General features: G+C 49.7%; 18 protein-coding genes, 1 tRNA gene and 1 other annotated feature. Of the genes, 2 read left to right on the top strand and 17 right to left on the bottom strand.

Features of this window, described 5'->3' with window-relative positions; translation table 11 throughout:
• Positions 1–169: 169 nt before the first annotated feature.
• The 7 genes from EWH91_RS11455 to EWH91_RS11425 all read right to left on the bottom strand — a co-directional run bounded on the left by EWH91_RS11455 (position 170) and on the right by EWH91_RS11425 (position 10407).
• Positions 170–1459: an MDR family MFS transporter gene (locus EWH91_RS11455; RefSeq protein ID WP_129930176.1), complete on the bottom strand. Its 1290-nt coding sequence runs from the start codon at positions 1457–1459 to the stop codon at positions 170–172.
• Between the two features lie 567 nt (positions 1460–2026).
• Positions 2027–3091 (bottom strand): iron-containing alcohol dehydrogenase family protein, encoded by a 1065-nt coding sequence (locus EWH91_RS11450; RefSeq protein ID WP_129930175.1) that lies wholly within the window; start codon positions 3089–3091, stop codon positions 2027–2029.
• A complete protein-coding gene (locus tag EWH91_RS11445; RefSeq protein ID WP_129930174.1) occupies positions 3078–3749 on the bottom strand; it encodes an MtnX-like HAD-IB family phosphatase in 672 nt (223 codons plus the stop codon). Before EWH91_RS11445 ends, EWH91_RS11450 begins: the two co-directional genes overlap by 14 nt.
• Before the next feature lie 157 nt (positions 3750–3906).
• Positions 3907–5739 carry a putative bifunctional diguanylate cyclase/phosphodiesterase gene (locus EWH91_RS11440; RefSeq protein ID WP_129930173.1) on the bottom strand — a complete coding sequence of 611 codons (1833 nt, stop codon included), beginning with the start codon at positions 5737–5739 and terminating at the stop codon, positions 3907–3909.
• Positions 5740–5937: 198 nt separating this feature from the next.
• Positions 5938–6522 (bottom strand): competence protein ComK, encoded by a 585-nt coding sequence (locus tag EWH91_RS11435; protein ID WP_129930172.1) that lies wholly within the window; start codon positions 6520–6522, stop codon positions 5938–5940.
• Between the two features lie 292 nt (positions 6523–6814).
• Positions 6815–7879 carry a PTS sugar transporter subunit IIC gene (locus tag EWH91_RS11430; RefSeq protein ID WP_240697349.1) on the bottom strand — a complete coding sequence of 355 codons (1065 nt, stop codon included), beginning with the start codon at positions 7877–7879 and terminating at the stop codon, positions 6815–6817.
• Between the two features lie 173 nt (positions 7880–8052).
• Positions 8053–10407 carry a YfhO family protein gene (locus EWH91_RS11425; protein WP_129930171.1) on the bottom strand — a complete coding sequence of 785 codons (2355 nt, stop codon included), beginning with the start codon at positions 10405–10407 and terminating at the stop codon, positions 8053–8055.
• Between the two features lie 160 nt (positions 10408–10567).
• Between EWH91_RS11425 and EWH91_RS11420 the strand changes: the two genes are divergently transcribed.
• Positions 10568–11476 (top strand): aldo/keto reductase, encoded by a 909-nt coding sequence (locus EWH91_RS11420; RefSeq protein ID WP_129930170.1) that lies wholly within the window; start codon positions 10568–10570, stop codon positions 11474–11476.
• A gap of 74 nt (positions 11477–11550) precedes the next feature.
• On the opposite strand, the gene EWH91_RS11415 is transcribed toward EWH91_RS11420, so the two are convergent.
• The 9 genes from EWH91_RS11415 to EWH91_RS11375 form a co-directional block, all read right to left on the bottom strand.
• The gene (locus tag EWH91_RS11415) at positions 11551–12381 is read right to left on the bottom strand and encodes an energy-coupling factor transporter transmembrane component T family protein (protein WP_129930169.1); all 831 of its coding nucleotides are present in this window, start codon (positions 12379–12381) and stop codon (positions 11551–11553) included.
• The gene (locus EWH91_RS11410; RefSeq protein ID WP_129930168.1) at positions 12353–14086 is read right to left on the bottom strand and encodes an ABC transporter ATP-binding protein; all 1734 of its coding nucleotides are present in this window, start codon (positions 14084–14086) and stop codon (positions 12353–12355) included. Before EWH91_RS11410 ends, EWH91_RS11415 begins: the two co-directional genes overlap by 29 nt.
• Positions 14087–14090: 4 nt before the next feature.
• Positions 14091–14645, bottom strand: coding sequence for an ECF-type riboflavin transporter substrate-binding protein (locus tag EWH91_RS11405; protein WP_129930167.1), 555 nt, complete (start codon positions 14643–14645; stop codon positions 14091–14093).
• A 161-nt stretch (positions 14646–14806) separates the two neighbouring features.
• Positions 14807–15646 carry an SAM hydrolase/SAM-dependent halogenase family protein gene (locus EWH91_RS11400; protein WP_129930194.1) on the bottom strand — a complete coding sequence of 280 codons (840 nt, stop codon included), beginning with the start codon at positions 15644–15646 and terminating at the stop codon, positions 14807–14809.
• 130 nt (positions 15647–15776) lie between these two features.
• Positions 15777–16047, bottom strand: a binding site (T-box leader).
• A 603-nt stretch (positions 16048–16650) separates the two neighbouring features.
• Positions 16651–17334 carry a YczE/YyaS/YitT family protein gene (locus tag EWH91_RS11395; RefSeq protein WP_206184327.1) on the bottom strand — a complete coding sequence of 228 codons (684 nt, stop codon included), beginning with the start codon at positions 17332–17334 and terminating at the stop codon, positions 16651–16653.
• A 171-nt stretch (positions 17335–17505) separates the two neighbouring features.
• On the bottom strand, positions 17506–18246 hold the full coding sequence (locus EWH91_RS11390; protein WP_129930166.1) for a gamma-glutamyl-gamma-aminobutyrate hydrolase family protein: 741 nt from the start codon (positions 18244–18246) through the stop codon (positions 17506–17508).
• Between the two features lie 222 nt (positions 18247–18468).
• A complete protein-coding gene (gene pepV / locus EWH91_RS11385; protein WP_129930165.1) occupies positions 18469–19881 on the bottom strand; it encodes a dipeptidase PepV in 1413 nt (470 codons plus the stop codon).
• Positions 19882–19906: 25 nt separating this feature from the next.
• A complete protein-coding gene (locus EWH91_RS11380) occupies positions 19907–21283 on the bottom strand; it encodes a sugar phosphate nucleotidyltransferase (RefSeq protein WP_129930164.1) in 1377 nt (458 codons plus the stop codon).
• Between the two features lie 119 nt (positions 21284–21402).
• Positions 21403–23892: an excinuclease ABC subunit UvrA gene (locus tag EWH91_RS11375; protein WP_129930163.1), complete on the bottom strand. Its 2490-nt coding sequence runs from the start codon at positions 23890–23892 to the stop codon at positions 21403–21405.
• Positions 23893–24313: 421 nt separating this feature from the next.
• On the opposite strand from EWH91_RS11375, the gene EWH91_RS14500 reads away from it, so the two are divergent.
• Positions 24314–24385: transfer RNA gene (locus EWH91_RS14500), tRNA-Gln, on the top strand.
• A gap of 268 nt (positions 24386–24653) precedes the next feature.
• On the opposite strand, the gene EWH91_RS11370 is transcribed toward EWH91_RS14500, so the two are convergent.
• Positions 24654–24842, bottom strand: coding sequence for a hypothetical protein (locus tag EWH91_RS11370; protein ID WP_129930162.1), 189 nt, complete (start codon positions 24840–24842; stop codon positions 24654–24656).
• Positions 24843–25125 lie beyond the last annotated feature (283 nt).

Below are 25125 nucleotides of genomic sequence, written 5' to 3'. Positions count from 1 at the left end.
CGGGCAATCGGCTGATATACAGTGGTAACCGGCTGAATTCCTCGCCCCCCGTTAGATAAGCCAGCATTCTGACTACCCACCGCCGTGGGTCTTTCACCTTGACATCCACTTTCCATAATAAATAAAGGGAGCTTCTCCTGGTATCAGGAGAAGCTCCCTTAATCATTCATTACACATTTTTCGATGCTAAGGATACTTTCTCTCTCCGGTAAAACATCGCAAAGAGAACCCCATAGAGCATCATGCCAAGAAACGCCACCGCAGCCAAAATGATAAAGGTTGCTGGATAACCAAACCAGACGGTCATCGGAATAGCAATCGGGGCGATCGTCCGGCCAAGTGAGAAACGCAGCCCGGATGTGGCAAAATACTGTCCGCGTAATTCAGGCGGTGACAGTTTCGCAACAAAACTGTCCTGAACCCCGACTGTCATCAGTTCCGCCCATGAGAACAGCACAATACCAAAAAGCAGCAACCACGCATTTACTGTCGATCCCATTAAAATCATCGCCACACCATAGCACAGGGAAGAAATCATGAATACTCCGCCTTCCCTGTATCGCGCCATCCATTTTGTGACCAGCACGGTGAAAAGGGCTACACAGAGTCCGTTCATCGAAACCATCAGGCTGAACAGCTGATGACCTGAGGCGGTGAAAGACCACCCATCAAAGGACAAAAGTGTCTGATCCGGCACCTTGTCAGAAGTATAGACGGCGATCAACATATCAAGTTGCATGAAAGTCTGTGCCACCAGCACACCGGCCAGAATATAGAGCAGGAAAATACGATCTCTGAGAATCACACCATAATCCCGAAACTGATTTTTTAGAAAGGAAATCCATCCAGATGATCCGTTTTCTTTTTTACATGCAGCAGCCGACTGCGGGACTGTCTCGTGAATCCACACTCTCAGCGCCTGAAGCAGGATAAAACTGACGATGGTGCAGGCAACAAGCAGGGCGAACCGGTGTTTGAAAAAAAAGAAGCCTCCGAGCAGCGGACCAATCACCACCGAGATATTGATTGACGTATAAAATATAGCAAAGACACCCGGCCGGTGCTTTTCAGGAACGACATCCGCGATCATCGCACTGCTCGCCGGCCAGTACAGCTGTCCGAACAGACCGAGCAGTGAAAAGCTGATAAAGGTCAGAAACGGTGACTCCATCCAGGGAGAGTTAGCCAGCGCAAAGAAAATAAAGCACACTGCCTGGCCGGCTCCGGAAAAAACCATCATCTTTTTTCTGCCAAAATGATCAGCACAGTACCCGCCGAACAGACCGATCACTGTCCCGATAAACTGTGACAGAATCAACAGCAACCCGGCCGTCTCCTGCCCGAAATGATTAGAAAAGTAAATAGCCATAAAAGGAAAGAACATCCAGAAAAGTAGATTAAAAGTTCCTTCACCTATTAAACGAACTTTGAGATTAATATCCCAGTCGCTCCATTTCAAATCGATCTCTCCTGTCCCTGTTCACACAAAAAAGCCTGCCGCTCGAAGCAGGTCTGAAACATACTTCAACAGCAGGCTCTAAAAATCACCGAATGCTTACGAATCTGTCCGCCGTAATCATTCAAATGATTCAGCAGTCTGAAAGCTCAATATAAACCGTTCATGCATAAACCCCGGCGTTATGGTACCTGCTTCAGAGGCACAGATTCGATTATACTGTGCCATAAATCATCTGGCAACTGTCACCCGGAAAGCTCATACCTGCTCTTTGAAGATCGAGCATGTCTTTTGCATTTCCTGCCATTTTTCGGCATGGTAACCGAAGCTTTCTCCTGACACGAAAAAGGAGCTGAACAGCTCCGATCGTTACAAGCATAAGTCCGTAAAACAGCCAATGATCCTGGCCACCCTGTTAAAGGCAGCGTCTGTTTGATGTCGCCGTTTCTGGAATCACGGCGTCGGCTTCACGCCTGAGCAGCGCAACCTTCAGGAACAGAATCCAGAAATTTTTAACATGGCACTAGCCAATCACCATCAGACGGGTAAAGCCGCCTGCCCTGATTTTTCCTATCTGCTCAGTACATCCTGCAGGATCGGGTCCTCATGCAAAATGCGATGGGCAAGCTGACGATATTCCGCGATGTGCAGATACGTGCAGCGCATCGGTTTGATCTCAGGCGCCTTGTCAATCGCCATATCGAAATCAGATAGCCGCATCCCTGTCGTTTTAGCATAATCAAAAAAACCGGTACGCGTCAGAACATTCTTTACCCGCTCATAGCGATGATTCTGCACACGGCTCATCAGGTATGTCGCCACACCGACCTGCAGGCCGTGCAGCTGCGGTTGTTCAGCGTAACGGTCAAGCGCATGTGAAATCAGATGTTCGCTTCCGCTTGTCGGTGCGCTGCTGCCGGCAATTTCCATAGAAATTCCGGCCATCGTCAGTGAATCGACGAGTTCCTTAAGAAACAGATCATCGTGAATCGTCCCGAAGTCCGTCCGGACGAAGCTGTTGACCGCCTTTTTCGAAATCATCAGCGCACAGTCATCAACCCTTGTCCGGCCGTTTTTCTCTTCAAATATCCAGTCTTCTGCCGCTGTAATTTTTGAAACCAGATCGCCGACGCCCGAATAGATAAATCGTTCTGGTGCCTTTTTAATCACATCAATATCGATAATGATCCCATATGGCATTTTGGCATGCACGGAAATTCGCCGGCCATGGATCGTCAGTGACGTGTTGGAGCTGGAAAATCCGTCATTTGACGATGAAGTGGGGACACTGATAAACGGCCATTTGCGCAGAAGTGCCGTATATTTTGCCGCATCCAGTGCTTTTCCTCCGCCGATGCCAAGAACGGCCTCTGTCTGTGCCGGAAGCTGGAATGCCCGGTCGACCACCGCATCGATATCAATATCGGATACTTCCTCTGTGCTCAGACAGTCCACGCTGTAATCTTTCAGCGAATTTAGCACCTGCCCTCCAAGCAGATCAGTCAGACCCTCTCCAAAGAAAATCACGACCTTCATCAGTCCATGGCGCGTCAGAAGACGTCCAATCTGTCCTATATTCCCTTTTCTAACATCCAGCAAAGTAGGAACAACAATCTGATGGTTATCGGCTGCCATCAGTAAACACCTCCTTATGACGGTTCAGATAATCTTCCACATCCGCAAAATTACGGATAGCGACATACGGTTTCTTTTTTTCATCCAGAAGCGGCTGCAGCTTTCCTTTGGCAAAAACCGTATCTGCGAGCAATGCGGCCTCGAGATCCGGACGACTGTCTCCGGCATAAAAGACGGTTTCATATTCCTGCATCAGATCCCTTGCAATCTTTTCCTTGTCAACTCCATAAAGCGGAGAGTAATATTTCCCGGCCGGATCCACATTCAACCGGATCCCGCGGTTGGCATAAACCCCGGGATTGGAGAAAATGCGGACATGTGAAATGCCATAATGCTGAAATATTCTCCGGATATAATAATCTGTGCCTGCACTGATGACAACGAAATCGCCGCCAAGCCGCTGAACGTGATCAATCACTTTTTTTGCATTCGGATCGAACGGAATACGCAGAATATCTTCATCAATACCGGCCTCATCCCGCCCGATCGACTGGAAAATACGGCTCAGATATTCGAGATCCGTCATCACTTTATGATCCCAGTCTGCATACAGCTTCTCGCTGTCTTTCTGAAAGTATGTGTCAATGATGACATGGAAGAAATCTTTTTCCGAAAGCGTGCCGTCAAAATCAGAGAGAAAAAGGAATTGTTTTGTCATACAATAATGCTCCTTTTCTTGTTCTGTTATATTACAGTCCAAGTATATCAAAACACCTGATTGCGGGATAACTTTGCAAACGTCGCCAATATGGCGAAGTCGTGAAACATCATTATTCTTCCCGTAATCAGATGTCAGACATGCATACCCGGGCGGATTACTGTTGATGGCCGGTTTCAGGCGATCCTTTCCTCAGCAGGGTATCCACCTCTTTCATCCGCATCGGCCGACCGTACAAGTAGCCCTGGATAATATCGCAGTGATTCAGATCGAGAAAAGCATTCTGCTCGCCTGTTTCTACCCCTTCTGCAAGGACCGGCAGATTCATCTGATGCAGCATGGAAATGATCGTGCTGACAAACTGATTGCTCTTCAGATCTGTATGAATTTTGTCAATAAATGCCTTGTCGATTTTAACCAGATCAAAGGGCAGCTTCTGCAGGTAATTCAGTGAGGAATAGCCGGTGCCGAAGTCGTCCAGCGCCACGGATGCCCCCATGCTTCTGAGTTCAGAGATCACATGACGCACACGTTCCAGCCGAGCATCAAAAGCCGTTTCTGTGATCTCAAACTCCAGCTGAGTCGGGTCAAATCCGCTTTCCCGCAGCAAATCTCTGACCGTCGTGACGAAATCGGGTGCCATCGCCTGGACCGCTGAAACATTTACGGCAAGCTTACCGCTGAACAGATGCTGATCCTGATACAGCTTAAACGTCCGGAAGGTTTCACGCATGATCCATTTCCCGATTTCGACAATCTGACCGTTATGTTCAGCAATCGGGATAAAACGGGCCGGCGACACCAGGCCGAATTCTGACGACTGCCAGCGAATGAGGGTTTCAAAACCCCGGAGACGGCCGTCGGGGACAAAATACTGCGGCTGAAAAACCAGAAAAAGTTCCTGATTGATCAGCGCTTTTCGAAGTTCCTGCTCCAGCCTGGCATCGGTGATTAACTCGTTGAACAGGCTCTTTTCAAAGAAACAGATCCTGTTCTTTCCGCCTGCTTTCGCCTGATACATCGCCGTATCCGCGAATTTCAGCAAATCCACAGTACTGCCCGTATCTTTCAGAAAGGTGGTTACGCCAAAACAGGCGGTGACAACGACTTTTTTGTCACCAAGAACCATGGGTTGATTTAATTTCTCTGTCATCTTCCCCAGATAGGCGGCGATCGCCGGCCGTTCCAGAGGACGCAAAATCATCAGAGTGAATTCATCCCCTCCGATATGTGCCAGGACATCGGCAGGATGGGCCCATTCCTTCAGATACTGTGCGGCCTTACGGATCAGTTCATCTCCGGTGTGGTGCCCCATCGTATCATTCACCTGCTTAAAATTGTCAAAATCCATGAAAACAAGTGAAAAAGGCTGTCCATCTCGAAGGGCGTTAACAGATGCCGTTTTCAGAAATTGCTGAAATTTCCGTCGATTAGGGAGTCCGGAAAGCGGATCAATATAAGCCAGCTCATAAATCTGCTTTCGATCTCTTTCGATAATCTGATTGGATTGCTCCAATTGCTTATTTTTCTGATAAAGCTTTTCCTCGGATACAGCTGCCTGATAATAGGCCTTTGAAACCTGTTCCTTCTGCCGCAGCACTTCTTTAAAATTTTTTTGATTGCGCAGCGCATACAGGGCAATGATTGAGAGTGCGATCATGATATCGACATAGAACAGGCCCTGGAATTCTGCATATCCGGCACCGGCATCATACTGCCGGACTATGAATGCCAATCCAATGAGATTCAGTGATACAGCAAGAATATAGCCGTAGAAATAATAGCGAAGTGTCAGATAAATGGTAATGATCATCTGAAGCTGGAGCAATAGGCCGAGGAAAAGCGATGTTGGGTCATAAAATGCGCCAATCACACTAATGAATAAAAATAAAGCAGCGGCCAGCGACATGGCCAGTGCTGTCCGTCTATGATTGACGCTCTTCATCAGCCGGTCCGCAAAAGTGGCTCTGAGTTTATGTTTCCTGTTCATTCTGTTGTCTCCTGTAGATGGCGGTTCGCCCGGTTCTTTTTTGCTACATCTATTATACTAGCGAAGAAGTACGCTGCAATCAATAAAATTGCGACTTCTGTTTATTCAGTATCCGAGGTACCAGGCGAATGATCAACAGAAAACAGCGACCGGATGTCCCGCCCAGAATCTTCAGGGCGCGATAAGACAGGCAGGTACTTATCTCATTTGCATCTCCTGATCTGTCTTCAGTGAAAAGGTCCCTCTTTCATTGAACTGTATATGAAGCTGCGGCCCGTCCTCTCTGACTAATGCACCGGTTTCCATCATCTGATAGGGCGAGATACGCAGTCTTATCTGATGCCGGAATTGTGTGGTTCGCATCGTTTTATTTCGGAACACACTGACGGGTACCGGCAGCCTCAGGCTCTGATCATGGGTCATATGTACGAGAACATCTTTTTGCCCGCCGTCTTCCCAGTTGTTCACATGGGAATGCCCGATCCAGATGCAGCCGCGCTGGGACTCAGACATTAAGGGATAGAAATAGATGCCCAGTTCATTGCAGATGCAGATGGGCGGCATACTCCTGAAGCCCAGACAGGCTGCCCCTTTCTTTCTTCCTTTATAGGTGGATCCGAAATAGTTGCATGAATTCTGGACAATTTTAAGAGGTGAAAGTAAAACTTCAAGCATCCTGCCCTCTTCCACAACGATGGTGTGCAGACTGCCATCCTCAGCATCAAGTGGCAACAGGGCCATTGTTTCTCTTCTAATGATATACTGATTCAGTGTTTCCATCATCTTTACAGCTCCTTTATACTTTTTTAGTTTGCCATGTGTTTACTGATTGTTCTGAAATGCGAACGGGAAGGGGGTTCTGGAAGCAATAACTGAGGATTGCTTATGAGTCGACAGATCTATGAGGAATCTCTTATATCCACAATTATACAGAAATATAAAAATCATTCAATAATTAACAATGTGTTAAGTAAAAAAAATGTACCCTGCTGAATACTTGTTCGATAAATAGACAAAAAATAAGAACCAGAGCGTCACTCCTCCGGTTCCTGCCATGACCTGTATTTCGTTCTATTTACGCATCTGCGCCGTAATCCTCCGCTTTATAGAGGTGAAGCACGCGGCGACAGAACCATTCAAAAAAGAAACCGCCGGCAAAAGCAATGACCAGGTAAACCAGAACCAGGATCAGAAAATTGACCGCTGTCGCCCCCCCCTCCATAAACTGGATCGCATTAATCGGTCCGACAAGGCCGGAAAATCCAAATCCGGCACTGATCGGCGTGCCCTTGATGTCGAACAGGACGCCGAAAATACCCAGCACCGCCGCATTCAGCATGATCGGTATGGCGATCCTTGGATTACGGACCAGCGCGCCGATCATGATTTTCGGTGTACCGAGGATAATTGAGAGGGACAGACCCATCGGATTGATACGCAGGCCACCGACAAACATCCCGACCGCTGCCGCCACACAGCCGAGGTTGCCGGCACCTGAAGCAAGGTCACTCATACTGATCGCTGTAGCGATTGCGACCGTCGAAACCGGTGAAATCATAATCACTGAGAAACTGGCGGCGACCAGAATGGCCATCGGGATCGGCTGCAGGACGAAAAAACTGTCAACCACCCGGCCGATACCGACTGTAATCGCATGAACAAAAGGATAGGCAATCATGCCCATCCCTCCGCCGATGACGCTGACAATCGGCGGCATAAGCAGTGGTTCGAACGAGCCCAGTCTTCCGTCGATGAGCAGAATCAGCCCGCAGGTCAGACTGATTGTGACCAGTGTATTGACCAGGTCGCCCATGCCGTGAACCAGAACCCCATCCGCCGTAAATTCCAGTGCGCCTGATCCTATGAAGGCTGCGGCAGCAGCACAGACCATCGGGATCGGCTTCATCCCGAATTTAAAGGCGCAGGCCGCGCCAATCAGGAGCGGTACGGCAATCATATAGGCCGTCACCAGCTGATAAATCGTACCGAACACCGGAAACTGGTTCTGCAGTGCCTTACAGATTTCTCCGAGGAGAGCTGATGGAACCAGTCCGGCAACGATTCCGATCGCGTGTCCGACCAGAATGTTATTGACAAAAGTTTTTACCGACATTTTTCCTTTAACCGGCTGACCTTCCAAGGATCAACACACCCTTCTGTTTGCATTTCTCTCTATATACTAAAAATCAGACCTGTGCCTGCTATTCTAACAGCAAATAGCCGATTTGTCGATAGAACGCGTTTAATCGCTAAAGCACTTCCTCAAAAAAAAGGGCGATCCGGTTCAGCCGCTACACTGCGGGCGGATTCCATTCATCCTTTTACATCCGGGAGAAACGGCTGCTGAGGCGGCCTGCGTCTCCTGATCATTTTCCTTTTGAATAATCTTCTTCGGAAAATCCAGACGATAAACCCTGAACCGGAGACCAGCGACAGGAAGATCCCTGCAGTGAGTCCCGGTGTATGATAATTAAAACGAATAATATTTTTTCCTTCATACACCGGAACCATCATAAAGCCGTCACTGTTGATAATCTGAACGGCGCGTCCGTTCACGGTCGCCGACCAGCCCTTATCATAAGGGACACTGAAGAAGGCAAACTTATTCGCATCCACATCGATCTCCGATGTGAAGCCGCGCGTATCATGATGAAACGATCTGGACGACTCTTTCTGACGTGCCTCGAGATCCTTCCTGTAATCGTTTTTCTCAAAAGTGAAGATCTGGGACTCAGGCAGCGGCAGCATCCTGTTCCTGACCCTGTTCACCTCGCCGTCAGGCAGAACCGCTGCCTTCAGTAAGACAAGATGTTTATACTGATCGGCGATATGGTCGAACCGGCTTTCCGTCAGATAGTAATCGTAGGTAAAACCGATCGGCAGCGCATCGGGATTTTTATAAATATAGATGGTATTCGTGCCGTTAAAAAAAGAAGCATAAGGCTCCTGTTTTGCCCGGGGCTGCGTCTGAACAGCATAGCCGACCGAAAGCAGCGGCTTCAATCCGTAATAGTCTTCAGGGATGATCGTTTTCACATCGCGCGGTGAACCGATCGATTCATAGAACTGAAAAATGGACCCGTTAACCATACTGGTGAACGAATTGACCGTCGGCGTCTGCGAGACCATCGGCAGATTCCATCCGTTATCACTGATACTGATCCGGTAATCCTCCCGGTCAGGAAGGACCCGTTTCACTTCCTGACCCGTTTTGACTACGGTATCCTCAATGGCCTGGGGAGACTGCCAGGGATAGATCGAATGAATCGAAGCGATATTGAAAAAGCCCAGTCCGCCTGAAAACAGGACGACACCGATCGTGGTGAACAGCATCCAGCGCCGGGCATTCCGGAAACGGATAAGAAGATAGTAAGCTGCCGTCAGACCGGCCGCCGTGCTGCACAGGTAGAACAGAAAGAGATCCATCTGCAGAACAGCGCTCTTCTGGCTTTCACTCCATGGATAGAAGAGCAGAAAACCAGCGAGCAGACCGGTTACCACGCTGGTGATCAGAAGGGCTCTGCTGCAGGGGTACGCTTCCCTTTTTTCAAGGACAACAGCAGTCATCAGTGCCATGATCAGAACGGGCATATAGAGCCAGCGCGCGTAGTAGGATGCATTTAACGCATAGAACAGACTGTTCAGAAGCGGTACACAGGCCATCACGACAAGGACTTTGAACAGCCGGCTCATCCAGCTCTTTTTGGCCCCGATAAGCAGGGCAAAGACGGCGACCGGGCCGAAAAGCGGCAGCCAGGCGCCGCTTGACGTAAAATCAGACGGATAAATGGCGGACTGGTGCGGCATGATATCTGCAGGCATAAAGAAGGCTTTGAGCAGCTCCAGGTACCGTCTCCCATCAAAAATCAGTGCTGTCGGGCCATAAAGAAACGCATCCAGGCGCGGATTCTGCAAGGTAAACAGCACGGCCGGGAGCAGCAGGACACCGGCCATACCCACGCCGATCACGCCTTCAAGCAGGACAGCCGGCAGGCGCCGGACATATCGCTTAAAATCTTCCGCCAGAAAGCGTACGATAAAGTAGAGCAGCAGAAAGACCACTTCTCCGGTGAAAAAGAAAAAATTCAGAGTCGCATTCAGCGCAACCGCTGCAGCAAACCATCCGGACTTTTTATTCAGAACCAGCCGGTCAAGACCAAATAATAAAAGCGGAAAAAGGGCGATGACATCATGAAAATGATTGAACATCAGATTCACAGTTGAAAATCCGGAGAACGCATAGAGCAGCGCACCAATGATTGCATAACGACCGTCTTTGACATAGCGGCGGATATAAGCGTAAGCCGTCAGACCGGCCGTGCAGTATTTCAGCATCAAAAGCGGAGCAACCACATAAGGAAAAGCAAACGGCGGAAACAGAAGGCTCAGCCAGAAAAACGGACTGCCCAGTGTGTAGAAACTGTAGGAACCGATAAAATTACTGCCAAGATCCGTATACCAGTTCCAGAATATATCCCCCGATTTAATTGCCCGGTTGCTGAGGATATTAAACGGGATCTGCTGATAATTAAAATCTCCGACAAGGGAGAACAGACCTTTATTCATCAGAAGTGTCGGAAGAAACATCATTCCTGAAGTCAGGAGGCAGAGAAGAAAAACTTTTGTATAATCATTTTTGCCTATTTTTCTCAGCATGTATTGCGGCATAAAAATAATGACTCCCGTCCTCTCTTTAGAATCTGAGAAAGTTATACTTCTATTATATTATGCATGTTTCGTCTGAATTTCGAAACCACCGGATTCTGTCAAATTTCAATTGGCGCGTCCGGCGAATGTCTGCAAATAAATTTTCAGGAGATGTAACGTCATGAAAGGAATCAATGATCAAGAAGCAGAAAAAATCCGTACCCAACTGGCCGCCCGCAGCGTGACTTTACCTGATGGGACAAAGGTCCCTGCGGTGGGACAGGGTACATGGCATATGGGCGACGATCCGTCCAAGAGAAAGCAGGAAATTGAAGCGCTCAGAACCGGGGTTGATCTCGGCATGGTCCTGATTGATACTGCGGAATTATACGGTTATGGAAAATCTGAAAATCTGGTTGGCGAAGCGATCAGGGGGATCCGTGACCGCGTTTTTCTGGTCAGCAAAGCCATGCCAAGTCATGGCAGCCGGAAAGATCTGGCTGCTGCCTGTGAGAGAAGTCTGAAGCAGCTTGGCACGGATCATCTGGATCTCTACCTGCTGCACTGGAAGAGCAGCGTTCCGATTGAAGAAACGATTGAGGGGATGGAAGCCCTGAAGAAAAGTGGAAAAATTCTGCGCTGGGGCGTCTCCAATTTTGATACAGCTGATATGGAGAACCTGGTAAGCCAGCCGGAAGGGGCGCACTGCACCACAAATCAGGTCCTCTATCACCTCGGCTCACGCGGGATTGAGGTGGATCTTCTCCCGTGGCAGCGTCGCCATCATATGCCGATAATGGCCTATTGTCCGCTCGCCGAAGCCGGCTCCCTTAAACGCCAGCTGACTTCAGACACACAGGTCCGGCGAATTGCTGAGGCCCACCACATCTCACCACTTCAGCTTTTACTCGCCTGGTGCATCCGTCATACAGAATCGGATGGGATCATCGCGATCCCGAAAGCCAGTCAGGCGGCACATGTCATTGAAAACGCCAGGGCGGCCGGAGTCGTTCTCACTGAAGAGGAACAGCACGCACTTGACCGCGCCTTCCCGCGTCCATCGTCGAAAGTTCCTCTGGCTATTGTCTAATCAGGTCTTTCTGCCGGCAGAAAGACATTGTACGGATTCACTTAAAAAGGCATCCCTGTTCAGGGGATGCCTTTTTATATGAAGGGATTATAATATCTGCTGCCGCGGATCAGCGTCAAAGCCAGCGAGGCGATCAGCAGTGCTGCTGAAAAACCCATGGCAAGAAAATCTCTTGCGGCAAAAGGACGGGCACTGTACCATGTCCGTTTCTTCTTTTTGCCGAAACCGCGCAGCTCCATACCGTTACTGATCGTCTCGATCCGATCCAGACTGGAAAAAATTAGTGGGACAACAATTGCAGCAGCGTGCTTTATTCTTTTCCTGAGGTTCTCTTTTTTCGACAGGTCGATGCCCCGTGCCTGCTGCGCCTGAGCAATTTCACGATAATTACGCTGAATATCGGGGATGTATCGCAGGGTGATCGATACAGCAAATGCGATTCGGTAGCTGACACCGATCCGGTTCAGCGAAGCGGCAAATTCACTGGGACGGGTTGTTACGATAAAGAGCAGGGCAAAAGGAATGACCGAGAAATATTTCAAAGTAATGTTAAGTTCGTAAAAAAGCTGTTCCAGTGTCAGGCTGTACCGGCCTGGCAGCTGTAAAATTACGTGCTTTGTTCCATAAATCTGAACGCCCTGCCCGGGTGAAAATCCATAAATGGCCAAATCATTGAGCAGCAGAAAAACCAGGATAAAGGAAAGCACGAATGAAACTTCCCTCATTTTAATCTGTGACACTTTGAAGGCAATCAGTCCAGTCACAAGCATAATCAGCAGTACCCATGTATCATACGTTGTCATACAGATCGCCGACCAGAGCAGGAAACAAATCAGTTTTGCCGCGCCGGTCATTCGGTGAATCGTTGTCGGACGGTCAATATAGCTGAGCATCTGCATGTTCATACTTCCGGCGCACCTCTTTTTCATGGTGTATATAGTGTTCGACAAACGTGATCGGATCGGCCAGGCCCAGTCTCTTCGCCAGTGTGAACAGTGAGGTTTCCTTCAGACTGGCCTCTTCTGCCCGTTTTCTGTCGGAAAGCAGGGTTGCCGGCGGCTCATCAGCCGTTTTTTCTCCACCGGACAGCACAATGGCGCGATCGGCATATTCCAGCATCAGGTGCATATCGTGCGTAATCAGCAGCAGACTGATGCCGCGCTTGCTCAGTTTCTCGAGAAATTGCATGATTTCCGTATAATGCCGGTAATCCTGCCCGGCAGTCGGTTCATCGAGAATGATCAATTCAGGTTCCATAACGAGGATCGATGCGATCGTCACACGTTTCTTCTGACCGAAGCTGAGGGCTGAGACCGGCCAGTTCCGGTATGGATACAGGCCGCAGATTTTCAGCGCCTGATACACACGCTGTCTGATCTCTTCCGGGGCTGTTCCCCGGATGCGCAATCCGAGCGCGACTTCATCATAAATCATCTGCTGCGAAAGCATCTGGTTCGGGTTCTGCATCACAAGCCCGATTCGATCCGAACGCTCTTTAATCGTCCAGTCTGCCAGATTCTCTCCGTGGAAGAATATCCGCCCGGCAGTCGGTTTTTCCAGACCGCAGATCAGCCTGGTCAGTGTCGATTTCCCTGCCCCGTTCTTTCCGACGAGCGCCACACATTCCCCTTTTTTTATTTGAAAAGATATATCTCTTAATACCATCGTATCCTCCGTATAGTGAAAGGCGATCTTGTCGAGACGTAGCACTTCCTCCTGATCCGCTGTCTCCGGATCAGATTCCGCCGTTTCTGACCAGGCAACCAGCGGTGCTCTGACCGTATTTATGTCCAGCGTATCTATATGTTCCGGATGCATCTCCTCTGTTACGTGGACTCCGGCCATCTTCAGAGCAGAAAGATAGAGCGGCTCACGGATACCGTACCCTGACAGCACATCGGACGCGAGAAGACGACCCGGCGGCCCATCCGCAACAATTTTCCCGTCAGCCATCAGAATGACACGGTCAAGATCGATCTCAAGCACATCTTCCAGCCGGTGCTCAATGATGATCACCGTCAGTCCGGTCTCTCTGTGAATCTGCGCGATGAGCCGCATCGTCTGCTTCCCTGCTGCCGGATCAAGATTGGCAAGCGGTTCATCAAAAAGAAGAATCTGCACCGGATCAACCAGTACCCCGGCCAGTGAAACCCGCTGTTTCTGACCGCCGGACAGGTCATGAGGTGAGCGACTGAGTTCGCCGGCCATCCCTACCCGTTTTGCCGCAGCGCGTACCCGTCTGAACATATCGGGCTGAGGCACAGCATCATTTTCAAGCGAAAAAGCGATGTCCTCACCCACTGTCAGGCCAATGAACTGGGCATCGGTATCCTGCAGAACCGTACCAATCTGTTTCGAACGATCAAAGATACTCAGATCTTTTCCTTCTTTACCGCATATCTTCACAGATCCCGTGATTTCCCCCTTAAATGCATTGGGGATCAGTCCATTGATGCAGTGCGCGAACGTGCTTTTACCGCAACCGGAAGGCCCCGCGATCAGTACAACCTCCCCGTCATGGATAGAGAGATTGATATCATTCAGCGTCGGGCTTTCCTGACTGTTGTATTTAAAACTGAAATGTTCAAATGAAATAATCGGTTTTTTCATAAATTTACTCTTTCTTCAGACTTCCCTTTTTCGTCTGCGTCCTGGCATAGAGCCAGATCAACAGAGTCCCGAAGATGCCCACGGTAACGATATCCAGGATTCCGGCTACAAACCCCTGGGTGAATACTTTGTTTGCCGGTTCGCCATAAATGGCGATGTCCAGTACCGGAGCGATCAGGAACCAGCCGATCGCCTGAGTCACGATCTGAACGACATTGAACAGAACAATCGATTTGCCGTTAAAAATCCCTTCTGATATTTTCAGTTTTCGGAAAATGCTGCCAAAACCGGCACCGACAAATCCGGAAACAACGACCCAGCTCCACCATACCGATCCGTACTGCAGAGCGTCTCCAATCGAATGACCGATCAGGCCGATCAGGGCACCGGCAAGTGGACCATAGATGCTTGCAATCAGCGCCAGAAAAATATAGGACAGCTGAACCGTCGTGTTCGGGACAATCCCTGTCGGAATAGCAATGTAACGCAGGACGATAAAGATCGCCGCACCAATACCAACGGCAACAATGGTGCGAATACTCAGCAAATCTTTTTTCATGGAACCTCTCCCCTTTTTCATGAACGTATAAATTAAAAATAAATTCTGAAAAATCTTTCTGGGAACACAGACTTTCCCCGGTCCCCCTCATTGTACAATAATATTATGCTGCAAAGAAAAGTTTTTTCGTCAGGGCGGCTGTCACCTCCTCTAAAGGGCGGTCAGATTTTCCGTAATGAGATTCTCCAGTTTGTCCCGGTTCCGATACTGTAGGCTTTGGCAAATGAGCCCTGGTTGATCGCCACCCCCATATTCTCCAGCGAGTTCACATAGATCACCGGCTCACCGATCGCTACAGAAGCAAACGAACGGGCAAAAACCATTTTGTTTTCATAGACGTTCCGGCTGTCATTCGTGATATTGACTTCCAGACGGTCACCGTGCTGCACGTCGAGTTTATGGAACAGGGTATTGCCGATATTTGTCCAGAGATTGCCAAACCGCACATCCAGGACATCAATTATGCCGTTCACCTGATTACCTTCGCGCCAGGATGGGGTCACGGGCAGCTCGACAATGGAGTCGACGGGAACCTCTTCGCCGAAATGGTCATAATCAATTTTCCCTGAAGCGAGACGGGCACCGGTATAGGCGTAGATGTCACGGCCGTAAAACGTGTACGATTCACCTGCGCTTGCCAGCTTGTTCTTCTTTTCATCAAAAACCCGGACACTTTTGATGCCTGCAACCTTATTAATATGCGTCAGCGTTCCGTTATCAGGTGTAATGATATACTGGTTCCGCCGTGTTTTTGCGATCACACTGCGCCTTTTGGACCCTACACCCGGGTCTACTACAGAAACAAATACAGTCTCCTCCGGCCAGTAATCAATCGTCTGGCGCAGCCTGTAAGAAGCTTCCCAGATATTATATTGCGGGATCTCGTGAGTCAGGTCGACGATTCTGAGTGATGGATCAACCTGGGTCGCAACGCCATACATCGCACATACCGCCCCGTCTCCTAAACCGAAATCTGTCTGAAATACCAGTGCTCGAGTCATGTTCTTCACCTTTCCTTCTGTTTTTTCCGCGGCGTCCTGTCTCTTTCTCACCCGTTTTTATCCCGTTAACCCCACTGATTGAAGCTGCACTTTATTATTTGCCGGAGAATTAAAAAACCCCGTCCTTAATCATAAGGACGAGGTTTTAATTCGTGTAACCACCTTTATTCACCGGTAACTCACATTACCGGCCTCAGTAAGTACGGGACTGCCGCGCAGTTCTTATACTTCGGTTTTTGTAACGGGTACCCTTACCCGTCGTGTCTTACTTCGGTCATTCCGTTATTTCAGACACGCAGCTCTGAGGCCATGTTCGAAAGGCTGATTTTACCCCCTCTCACCGGACGGAGGCTCTCTGCGGAAAAGCAGCGTTTTCTACTTCTTCTCATCATCGCTTTTTTCTGTTTAAATTATATTATCGCGGTGAATATTTTAAATGTCAAGAACTTTTTCATTCAGGATTTTTTGCGATGTTGATTTTTTCATTACGCCAATCTAAGCGGCCCAACTTTTCCAGATGGTCAAAGGTTTGCCTTCTTGCCGGGCAAATCTTCTTCGTATTGCGATCCTTTTAAAGTCGCCACAGGCCATTCCCCATCTTGCAAGGGCTTACATTTCACTTACTTGTCATAAAATTTTTTGTCCTGAGAGCAAAAAGTAAAATAAGCGGAGATTTTCCGGTTAGGGGCAGAACCCAGGCAAAAAGCTCCATTTTCCCATTTTCTGAGTCAATGGGCGGAATATCTCCGTCTATTTTAACTGTTTTTAAATTGAATGACTTAAGTAAGCGGAAGTTTTCCGTCTATTCATCTGATCAGGCGCTTAACCGGATCCCCCAACCGACAAGAGCGGATCCCAGGTACCCTCCCCTGTATTTTTTATGTGGGGGGTCAACCGTCCCTGATTGTTGACCATACATGCCCTCTGTTTTGGGAGAAAATAATTTCAGAACGCCTTATCATCCCTTTTAACACAAGAGTTTCCCCACATCGAAATGAGCTCATTCAGGATTTTAAATGGCCGGCTTTACGCATCCCCCGATGCGGCAGATGCAGGCCGAACGTCCATTTTCGATTCAGATACAGATGCAGCCTTTTATCGAAAAACATGATAAAATAGCCCATACATAAAAAACTGACCGCGGTTCCGAGACTGATTCCGATCAGCTGATGCTGCGACAGACCGATCATGAGTGCGACAGAAAGCGGAATGCCCAGTGAAATCCGTTGAGCGCGCACGACATTCCCGTGCAGATACTTTTCACGGAGGATTTTCATCAGGTCATCAAAAGGGTGAAGGCAAAGATTGACACGAAAATAGATGGAAAGCGCCGCGCCGATACAGACGACTCCGAATACGCAGACGACGACCCTGAACAAGATCCCGTCAATACTCACGCGCTGTATGACAAAAAGCCAGAGGTCCACCACATAACCGAATGAAAGCAGATACAGAAAATTAAAAACATCTTTAATCCCGTTCCAGTGCCGTCTCAGAAAATCATCAGCAACCAGAACGACCAGTCCCATGATAATCAGCGCGTTTCCGACTGTTATCCCGGAAATATGGGCCAGATTCAGACCTGCCGCCGTCCACGGAGCAGATCCCAGAGCCGCCTTAACGGTCAGTGCATTCCCAAAAGCATTTATCAGCACGCTCGCAATCAGCCAGATAATCCCTTTTGTCATGAAAAAACAATCCCCCGAAAATTTTTTTAAAAGTTATGTTCAGCATTCTTAACCTATCAGCCTCGCACATGAAAAGTAACCGGAATTTACGTCTTTTTTGTGCCGTTTTCCCGGGTGAGGATCTGATATCAGCACAAACCGGAGCAGCTAAAAGCTGCTCCGGCTGTCCCTTTATACCATTTTTTCTTTAACCCGGCCACATTGATTGACAAAATGACGGAACAGACGGCACATCATCGGGTCACCGCCTGAAGCCATTGATTCAGGATGCCACTGGACACCGAGAATCCGGTCATTTGTCTCGTGTTCAATGGCCTCAATTACGCCGTCCGGTGCGACAGCGGCCGAACGAAAACCCGCAGCCAGTTTTTTAATCGCCTGATGGTGAAGACTGTTCACATAAAGCGACTCTTTATCGTCAAAAAGTGCCGAAAGCCGGCTGCCCGAAAGCAGACGCACGCTGTGGCTGGCCTTCTTCCGCGGCACTTTCTGGTCATGCTGCAATGGATTTTTCCATTCGGTCGGCAGATCCTGCACCAGCGTACCGCCATACATCACATTAAGCACCTGCATGCCACGGCAGATACCCAGAATGGGCTTGCCCGCAGCAACTGCTTTTTTCATCAGCGCGAATTCGATCCGGTCTCTTTCCGTGATGAATGTATCCAGATAAAGGGATGGCGACTCACCGAAAAACCTCGGATCGACATCCCCGCCGCCGCTGAAAATAATACCGTCACACAGGCTGAGATAAGCGTCTGCCGTCTCTTCCGGGGCAATCGGCAAAATCACCGGCAGAGCATCTGCGTTTAAGAGGGCCGTCACATAATCACGATGTGTATAAGGTCCGAGAGAAAAATCGGTCTTTTTGACAAAGCTCGCCGTCACTCCGATTACCGGCCTGTCTCCCATACTCATCTCCCCCGTTCACAAAAAGCTTTTAAAAACAATATATTCGACTTTTTGCGAACCGTCAAACACTTTATCCTTTTTTTTCTGCTGTTTTACCTCTTCAGGAGTATGAGGGTAAACGAACATGGCCGGGCGCGGGACAACTGCCCGATGGGTTCAACGAACAATCAGTGGAGGATAAAGATTCCCCCGCTGATTGACGTTTCACTTTATTCGAAGTGCTTATTTCTCCAGATTTCCGAGTTCATACATGGCATCTGCATAGATTTCCGATGCCTTCAGGAGATCATGCAGTCTGACATGCTCGTCCACCTGATGGCCGGTATACGGATAACCCGGCATGCAGGCACCAAAGGCTACACCTGCGTCGAGATACTGGGCGTAAGTCCCGCCGCCGGAGGTCAGGAGCGTCACATCTTTCAGGCCCATGTGTTCTTCATACACCCGCTTTAGAATCTGTACACCCGGCAGTTTCGGATCCATGTAGAGCGGTTTGCTCTTCTCAAGCCCGCCGATTTTGAAACCTAAGCCTTCTACTGTCTGTGTCAGCGTTTCTGCCGTCTGCTCCAGATCAGCTTTAATCGGGCAACGAAGATCAAGAGAAACCGATCCTCCCTGACCACCTTTGTAGCGGGAAAGTCCCGCGTTTACCGTCAGGTCTCCTGAAATGTCATCACTGAAAGCGACATGGAGCCGTTCACCGGAAAAATCACGATTCAGCGTCTCAGCCAGGAGTGAGATGAAGGCTTTTTCCGATGGGGCAAACGGGATCTCTCTAAGGGCTGATGCAAGGAGAAAGGCCGCATTAATGCCGTCCGCCGGCTGTGACCCATGGGCGGACTTCCCTTTAACCGTCAGTTTGACCCCTCCAGCTGTTTTTTCTGCTGAAAAAGGCGTTCCCTGATCGTTTAATTTTTGCTTCGCCTCATTCGCCCATTTTTCTGCTTCGGCTCCTGAAAGCACCGCATACGCATGGTCCGGGACCATGTTCACCCGCTCTCCGGAGGTAAACTCCGTCAGTTGAACAGCGCCTGTCGCCTTTTCCCCCGGCACATCGATCCGGGCAAAGATCCGCCCTTTTTCAGCGAAGATCAACGGAAATTCGGCATCCGGCGCAAAGCCGAACAGCGACATCGGTTCGAGTTCGTTATACTTGATCAGGCATTCACAGCCGCTCTCCTCATCCGTACCGATAACCAGCCGGATCCGGTGCCGGATCGGCAGGCCGGACGCTTTCAGGGATTTGAGGGCGTGGTACGCCGCTAATGTGGGCCCTTTGTCATCGATCGCACCGCGGGCATAGAGCGTGTCGCCTTCCTGATGCAGGGTAAAAGGGTCATGTGACCAGTTACCTGTCGCCGGCACGACATCGACATGTCCAAGGACGGCAATATAGTCCTCAGCATCTTCCGGTCCGTATTCAATATACCCCGCGTAGCCCAGCAGGTTTTTTGTCCGGAAGCCGTCGCGTTTACCGAGTTCAAGCATGTGATTTAATGCCGCAAGCGGTCCGGGACCAAACGGGGCTCCGTCTTTCGCTTCTGAACTCTCCTTCGTACTTTTAATGGCAATGAGCGCCGACAGGTCTTTCAGAAAATCTTCCTTATTCGGCCTGACCTTTACTTTTTCCGTCATACATCCATCCCTCTTCCTGATTTCTTCAGCCCCTGATGGAGGCACAGTTTTCTTCAATTTCTTTCCAGTTCAGATATTTACGGTCAATGTCTTCTTCAATCAGCTGGCTGCCTATCTGCACTTCAATCAGTTCCATCGGTTCATCTGCAACAATCGCATGCATCGTCTCCGCCTGAACAATGACCACATCGCCTGGTTTCAGTGACCGGATCACACCGTTCTCAGCATAGCGGCCCCGACCTTTAAGAATCGTCCAGACTTCCTGACGCATATGATGACAGTGATAACTGATATTAAGTCCCGCTTTGATCTTGATTTTTTTCGTCAGAACTTCTTCATGGTTCTTTGAATAGCTTGTGTAATCAAGCACCCGGTAAGATCCCCAGTGCCGCTCTTCGTACATCGGCCGCTGATCAAAGCCCTTCATGACTTCCTTGATTCTCGGGCTCTGTTCTTTATCGGAAACCAGAATGCCGTCCGGACTGACAGCGACAACAGCGTTGGAGATGCCGAGTACCGTTACAGGAAGATCCAGTTCATTGATCAGATGGGTGTTTTCAGAATCCTTGCTGATGATCCCCTTCCCGATTCTTTGCGTGTCCATTTCCTCGGTCAGGGTATTCCACGTGCCGAGATCTTTCCAGAATCCGTCGTAAGGCAGAGCGACAATATGCTTTGCTTTTTCAACGACCGCGTAATCAAAACTGATTTTCGGAAGTTTCGTAAATTGCCGGGACAGTTCTTCATAATCCAGCGGCAGCCCGAGTGACTCCAGTTTCTGAATCACAAAATTCAGTCTGAAAGCGAACACACCGCAGTTCCACAGCGCCGATTCACGGATCAGCTGCTCCGCCAGCTCCTTTTTCGGTTTTTCTGTGAAATGATCGACACGGATATAGTGCGCATTTTCGCCTTTTTCAGGAACAATATAACCATATTTTTCTGACGGGTAAGTGGGCCTGACGCCCATCAGCGCCAGATCTGCCTGCGTTCTGTCAAGAAGCGGGGCAAGATCCATAATCCGTTTAAAAAACGACGTATCAACAAACGGATCCACCGGAAGAACGGCAACCACTTCATGGGGATCAACCCCTGATCGGGAATACAGGTAGGTCGCCGCCAGTGCAATCGCCGGAAACGTATCGCGGCGTTCCGGCTCGACGATCAGAGGAACATCGCCGCCCAGCTGATCTTCGAGCATCTCAACCTGTCCCTTGCCGGTTGCGACAACCGTCGAATCGCCGAGCCCAATTTTTTTCAGCTGCCCGAAAACGCGCTGCACCATTGACTGTAACTGCCTGTGATCATCTTCCAGCACACGCAGAAACTGTTTGGAACGTGCATCATTTGATAACGGCCAGAGCCTTTTCCCCGAACCTCCGGACAATAATACCAGATGCATAGTGACCTCTCCCGTTCTATACTTTTTTAACCGACTGTAATCATAGCTCTATTATGCCACGAATGATTAAGGGTGTTCAATACACGTCATCGCGCGTCTATCCTGCCATCAGACGGTGATCAGAGTCTTCCATGTCCGGGAAGATATTTTCCGGTCAGACTGGCGGGAGACGCTGCGACCTGCGCCGGCGTACCTTCAGCGATGATGCGTCCGCCCTTCGATCCGCCACCCGGTCCGAGATCCAGAACATAATCACAGTTTGCGATCACGTCCGGATCATGATCAATCAAAATGATTGTCGCCCCGAGTTGCATCAGTTTATCCAGCACGCCGAGCAGAACTTCAATATCATGGACATGAAGTCCGGTCGACGGCTCATCAAGGACATACAGCGTATCCGAATGGCGGCGTTTCAATTCTCCGGCCAGTTTGATCCGCTGCGCTTCACCGCCGGACAGTCCGGGCGTCGCCTCGCCGAGAAGCAGGTACCCCAGACCCACATCATGGAGCGTCTCAAGCTGATCAGCCAGATCCGGCTGGTCGGTGAAAAATGTAAGTGCTTCGTCCACACTCATACGAAGGACATCGGCAATCGATTTGCCTTTATATTTGACTTCAAGCGTTTCCGGCCGGTAACGCGTGCCGTTGCAATGCGGACAGCGGACACGCTGTTCCGGCAGATACTGCATATCGAGCAGCATTTCCCCCCGGCCTTCACAGGCTTCGCAGCGGCCGCCTTTGACATTGAACGAAAACATGCTCGACGACCAGTGCCTTTTTCGCGCTTCATCTGTCCCGGCAAAGAGCCGCCTGATCCCGTCAAATAATCCGGTATAGGTTGCCGGTGTGGAACGGGCATTTCGACCGATCGGGGTCGCGTCGACTTTGACCATACGCCGAATGTGTTCAAAACCTCTGAGCGATTCAATAAAATCGGGCGGATTCTTCCTGCCCAGTGCTTTTTTCAGCGCCGGCACCAGACAGTCAAAAACAAGCGCGGTCTTGCCGGCCCCGGAGACGCCCGTGACTGCCGTCATCCGTCTGAGCGGGAATCCGGCGGTCAGATGATGCAGATTATGCCTGCTCCGCACTGCGATCCGCAGCCATTCATCTTTCGCAGATACCGGCTGAGGCTGCCGGACAATGACCTTTCTGCTGCCGGAAAGATAACGGCCGGTCAGTGTCCTGCCTTCGCCTGCGATCTCGTGCGGCGTTCCCCTGCCGACAACGGTTCCGCCCCGGTCGCCGGCTCCAGGTCCCATTTCAATCATATAATCACCGTTTCGGATGATATCCAGGTTGTGGTCAACAACGATCAGACTGTTCCCGTTCGCTACCATTTTCCGCATCAGCTGCTTCAGACCGTCGACGTTTGCCGGATGCAGTCCGACCGACGGCTCATCGAGGATATAAAGGACGCCTGTCGAACGCCCGCCTGCCATCATGGACAGCTCAAGCCGCTGACGTTCCCCGGTGGACAGCGTGTTTCCCTGACGATCCAGTGTCAGATAACCGACACCCAGATCCAGAAGCGGCTTCAGACCGTCCCGGAGTCCGGCGGACAGTTTCCCGGCCACCTCACGAACGGAGACCGGCAGCGCTTCAGGCAGAGCGGCTGCCAGTTGATCCAGCCGGGACAGCGACATCCCGGTAACCTCGGCTATGGACTTACCGGCAACAGTCGTCTGCAGCGCCTCCCGGCGAAGGCGCAGACCGCCGCACGTCTCACAGGGACGGACACTGAGAAATTTTCTCATCCGGGCATAGCGGGTCTGGTTTCGGTCGCCGGCCAATGACTTTCGGACTGCTTCAACCGCATTATCGTATGTAAAGGTAATCGGATATTCTTCGCCCGTCTTCCGGTTATGAAAAATCAGCGGTCTGCGCGTTTCAGGTCCATTCAGCACAATATCCCGCTCGTGATCCGTAAGTTTCTTCCAGGGGACATCCAGTCGAACGCCAAGGAGTGCAGCCAGCCGGACCGTATAGCCGCGTCCGGCTGCCCGCCAGGAAGCAACTGCGCCCTGCTCAAGCGTGAGTTCCGGATCAGGAACCACAAGCGTCGGGTCGACTTCAGCCCGCTCGCCCAGTCCTCCACAATCCGGACAGGCGCCTTCCGCCGAATTGAATGAAAAAGACTCGGCAGACGGCAGATTAAAGCGGGCCCCGCACACCGGACAGACGCAGGTTTCATCAAAAATGGCCTTCATCGAAGGAGGCACCTGATGGCCCCGCGGACACCGGTGCGTTCCGAGACGTGAATAAATCAGGCGCACGAGATTGTAAAGTTCAGTCATCGTGCCGACGGTACTTCTCCGCCCCGGAACCGGCGGTCGCTGCCTGAGTGCCAGCGCCGGCGGCAAAAAATCAATCCGCTCGACATCTGCACGCTCCGCCTGATGAATTTTCCTTCTGGCAAAAGCGGACAAGCCTTCCAGATAGCGTCTGCTTCCTTCTGAGTACAGAACGCCCATGGCGAGCGAAGATTTGCCGGAACCGGAAACACCGGTAATCGCAACCTGACGATGAAGCGGGATATGGAGCGACACATCCTTCAGATTATGAGTCCGTGCATGATATATCTCAATATTCTCTGGCTGTTTGTTCATAAACCCTCATTCCTCTATCGTTATCATGAACCCTGCACGAGTGATCCTGGCTCGGGTCCACTATCCATATTTTATCATTCCAGGAAATCTGATGCCTGGCGGAGGAATCATCAAATGAAATTTCAATCAGTGGAGGGGGGTGGGCGGACAGGACGTGCTCGTGTTGGCATTGCGACAGGGCGTCGCATTTTTAGCCTGTTTCATCCCTGCTGATTGCTCGTTGAATCCATCGGGCTTCAGCGAACAGTGATCCCCACCCTGGCCTGTTCATTTACCCTCGTGACCCTGATTGGGTACTGCCCGTTCATGGGGGATCAAATGTTGTCAGGAAAATTGTAAAAATATAGACTTTCAATTTTTCCCGGAAATGGACTTGCATTATTCGTCAATAGTGGATATAATAATTCTTGTTCTGATTTAATACCCCATGGCCAAACGGTAAGGCAGCGGTTTCTGGGGCCGCGATGTTCTGGTTCGAATCCAGATGGGGTAATCAAACAAGAGCCCGAAAACTTTGATCAATCAAGGTTTCGGGCTTTTTTACTGGCGCTGTCTCACAGCTGTGAGAGATACTATTACTACCGATTGTTGGCCGGTAAAGATCTAAAATCATAAAGAGCAAGACGATTTTTTGTCACTGGATGGTCTTGAACATAGCGAAACCCAAAGTCTTCATACAGATTAATAAAAATTAGAGAGTGCATTTTTCACACTCTCTTTCCCTGCGAAACCTGTAAATTGATTCAAATCCATAGAATACATTACTGCTTTTGCCCCCATACACGTCGCATTTTCTCTTCAATCGTTTTCCTTTGTTCCGGAGTTGCAGATTCATAGATGACGAAAGGAGATTTTAAATCTTCAGGGAGGACATTAACTTGCTTCATACGTTCTAAAGCCGCTTCGTCAATGACGAAATCCTGATCCAACATTTCATTTCGTGTTGCCAACTTGTGCTCATCTCCTTTATATTCACTACTTTTCTTTTTAACATCTCCTAATGTTCTTTTCTATAACCTAGAATATTCATGGCCCGCGGTATGAACTTTACTTGTCGTTGAGCCACCAAGGTTTACAGCGATTTTCACTTTTCACCTGAAAAGTGAAAAAAGGAAATGAAAAAGGAGCTCATTCCTTGTATGATTAAGTTAAGCGAAACCAAACATACAGGGGGCTCCTCATATGTCCAGTGTAAAGGAATCAACGTTCCACTTCAATAAAAAGATTAAGGCC

The organism is Sporolactobacillus sp. THM19-2, assembly GCF_004153195.1.
Taxonomy (GTDB): Bacteria; Bacillota; Bacilli; order Bacillales; family Sporolactobacillaceae; genus Sporolactobacillus.
This window is presented reverse-complemented; position numbering and strand designations above follow the sequence as displayed.

What these genes read in the sequence shown, in the direction of transcription:
- EWH91_RS11450 (WP_129930175.1), bottom strand. Translation starts at nt 3,091, where the DNA reads ATGGCAGCCGATAACCATCAGATTGTTGTTCCTACTTTGCTGGATGTT.
- EWH91_RS11445 (WP_129930174.1), bottom strand. Translation starts at nt 3,749, where the DNA reads ATGACAAAACAATTCCTTTTTCTCTCTGATTTTGACGGCACGCTTTCG.
- EWH91_RS11440 (WP_129930173.1), bottom strand. Translation starts at nt 5,739, where the DNA reads ATGAACAGGAAACATAAACTCAGAGCCACTTTTGCGGACCGGCTGATG.
- EWH91_RS11435 (WP_129930172.1), bottom strand. Translation starts at nt 6,522, where the DNA reads ATGATGGAAACACTGAATCAGTATATCATTAGAAGAGAAACAATGGCC.
- EWH91_RS11425 (WP_129930171.1), bottom strand. Translation starts at nt 10,407, where the DNA reads ATGCCGCAATACATGCTGAGAAAAATAGGCAAAAATGATTATACAAAA.
- EWH91_RS11420 (WP_129930170.1), top strand. Translation starts at nt 10,568, where the DNA reads ATGAAAGGAATCAATGATCAAGAAGCAGAAAAAATCCGTACCCAACTG.
- EWH91_RS11415 (WP_129930169.1), bottom strand. Translation starts at nt 12,381, where the DNA reads ATGAACATGCAGATGCTCAGCTATATTGACCGTCCGACAACGATTCAC.
- EWH91_RS11410 (WP_129930168.1), bottom strand. Translation starts at nt 14,086, where the DNA reads ATGAAAAAACCGATTATTTCATTTGAACATTTCAGTTTTAAATACAAC.
- EWH91_RS11405 (WP_129930167.1), bottom strand. Translation starts at nt 14,645, where the DNA reads ATGAAAAAAGATTTGCTGAGTATTCGCACCATTGTTGCCGTTGGTATT.
- EWH91_RS11400 (WP_129930194.1), bottom strand. Translation starts at nt 15,646, where the DNA reads ATGACTCGAGCACTGGTATTTCAGACAGATTTCGGTTTAGGAGACGGG.
- EWH91_RS11395 (WP_206184327.1), bottom strand. Translation starts at nt 17,334, where the DNA reads ATGACAAAAGGGATTATCTGGCTGATTGCGAGCGTGCTGATAAATGCT.
- EWH91_RS11390 (WP_129930166.1), bottom strand. Translation starts at nt 18,246, where the DNA reads ATGGGAGACAGGCCGGTAATCGGAGTGACGGCGAGCTTTGTCAAAAAG.
- pepV (WP_129930165.1), bottom strand. Translation starts at nt 19,881, where the DNA reads ATGACGGAAAAAGTAAAGGTCAGGCCGAATAAGGAAGATTTTCTGAAA.
- EWH91_RS11380 (WP_129930164.1), bottom strand. Translation starts at nt 21,283, where the DNA reads ATGCATCTGGTATTATTGTCCGGAGGTTCGGGGAAAAGGCTCTGGCCG.
- EWH91_RS11375 (WP_129930163.1), bottom strand. Translation starts at nt 23,892, where the DNA reads ATGAACAAACAGCCAGAGAATATTGAGATATATCATGCACGGACTCAT.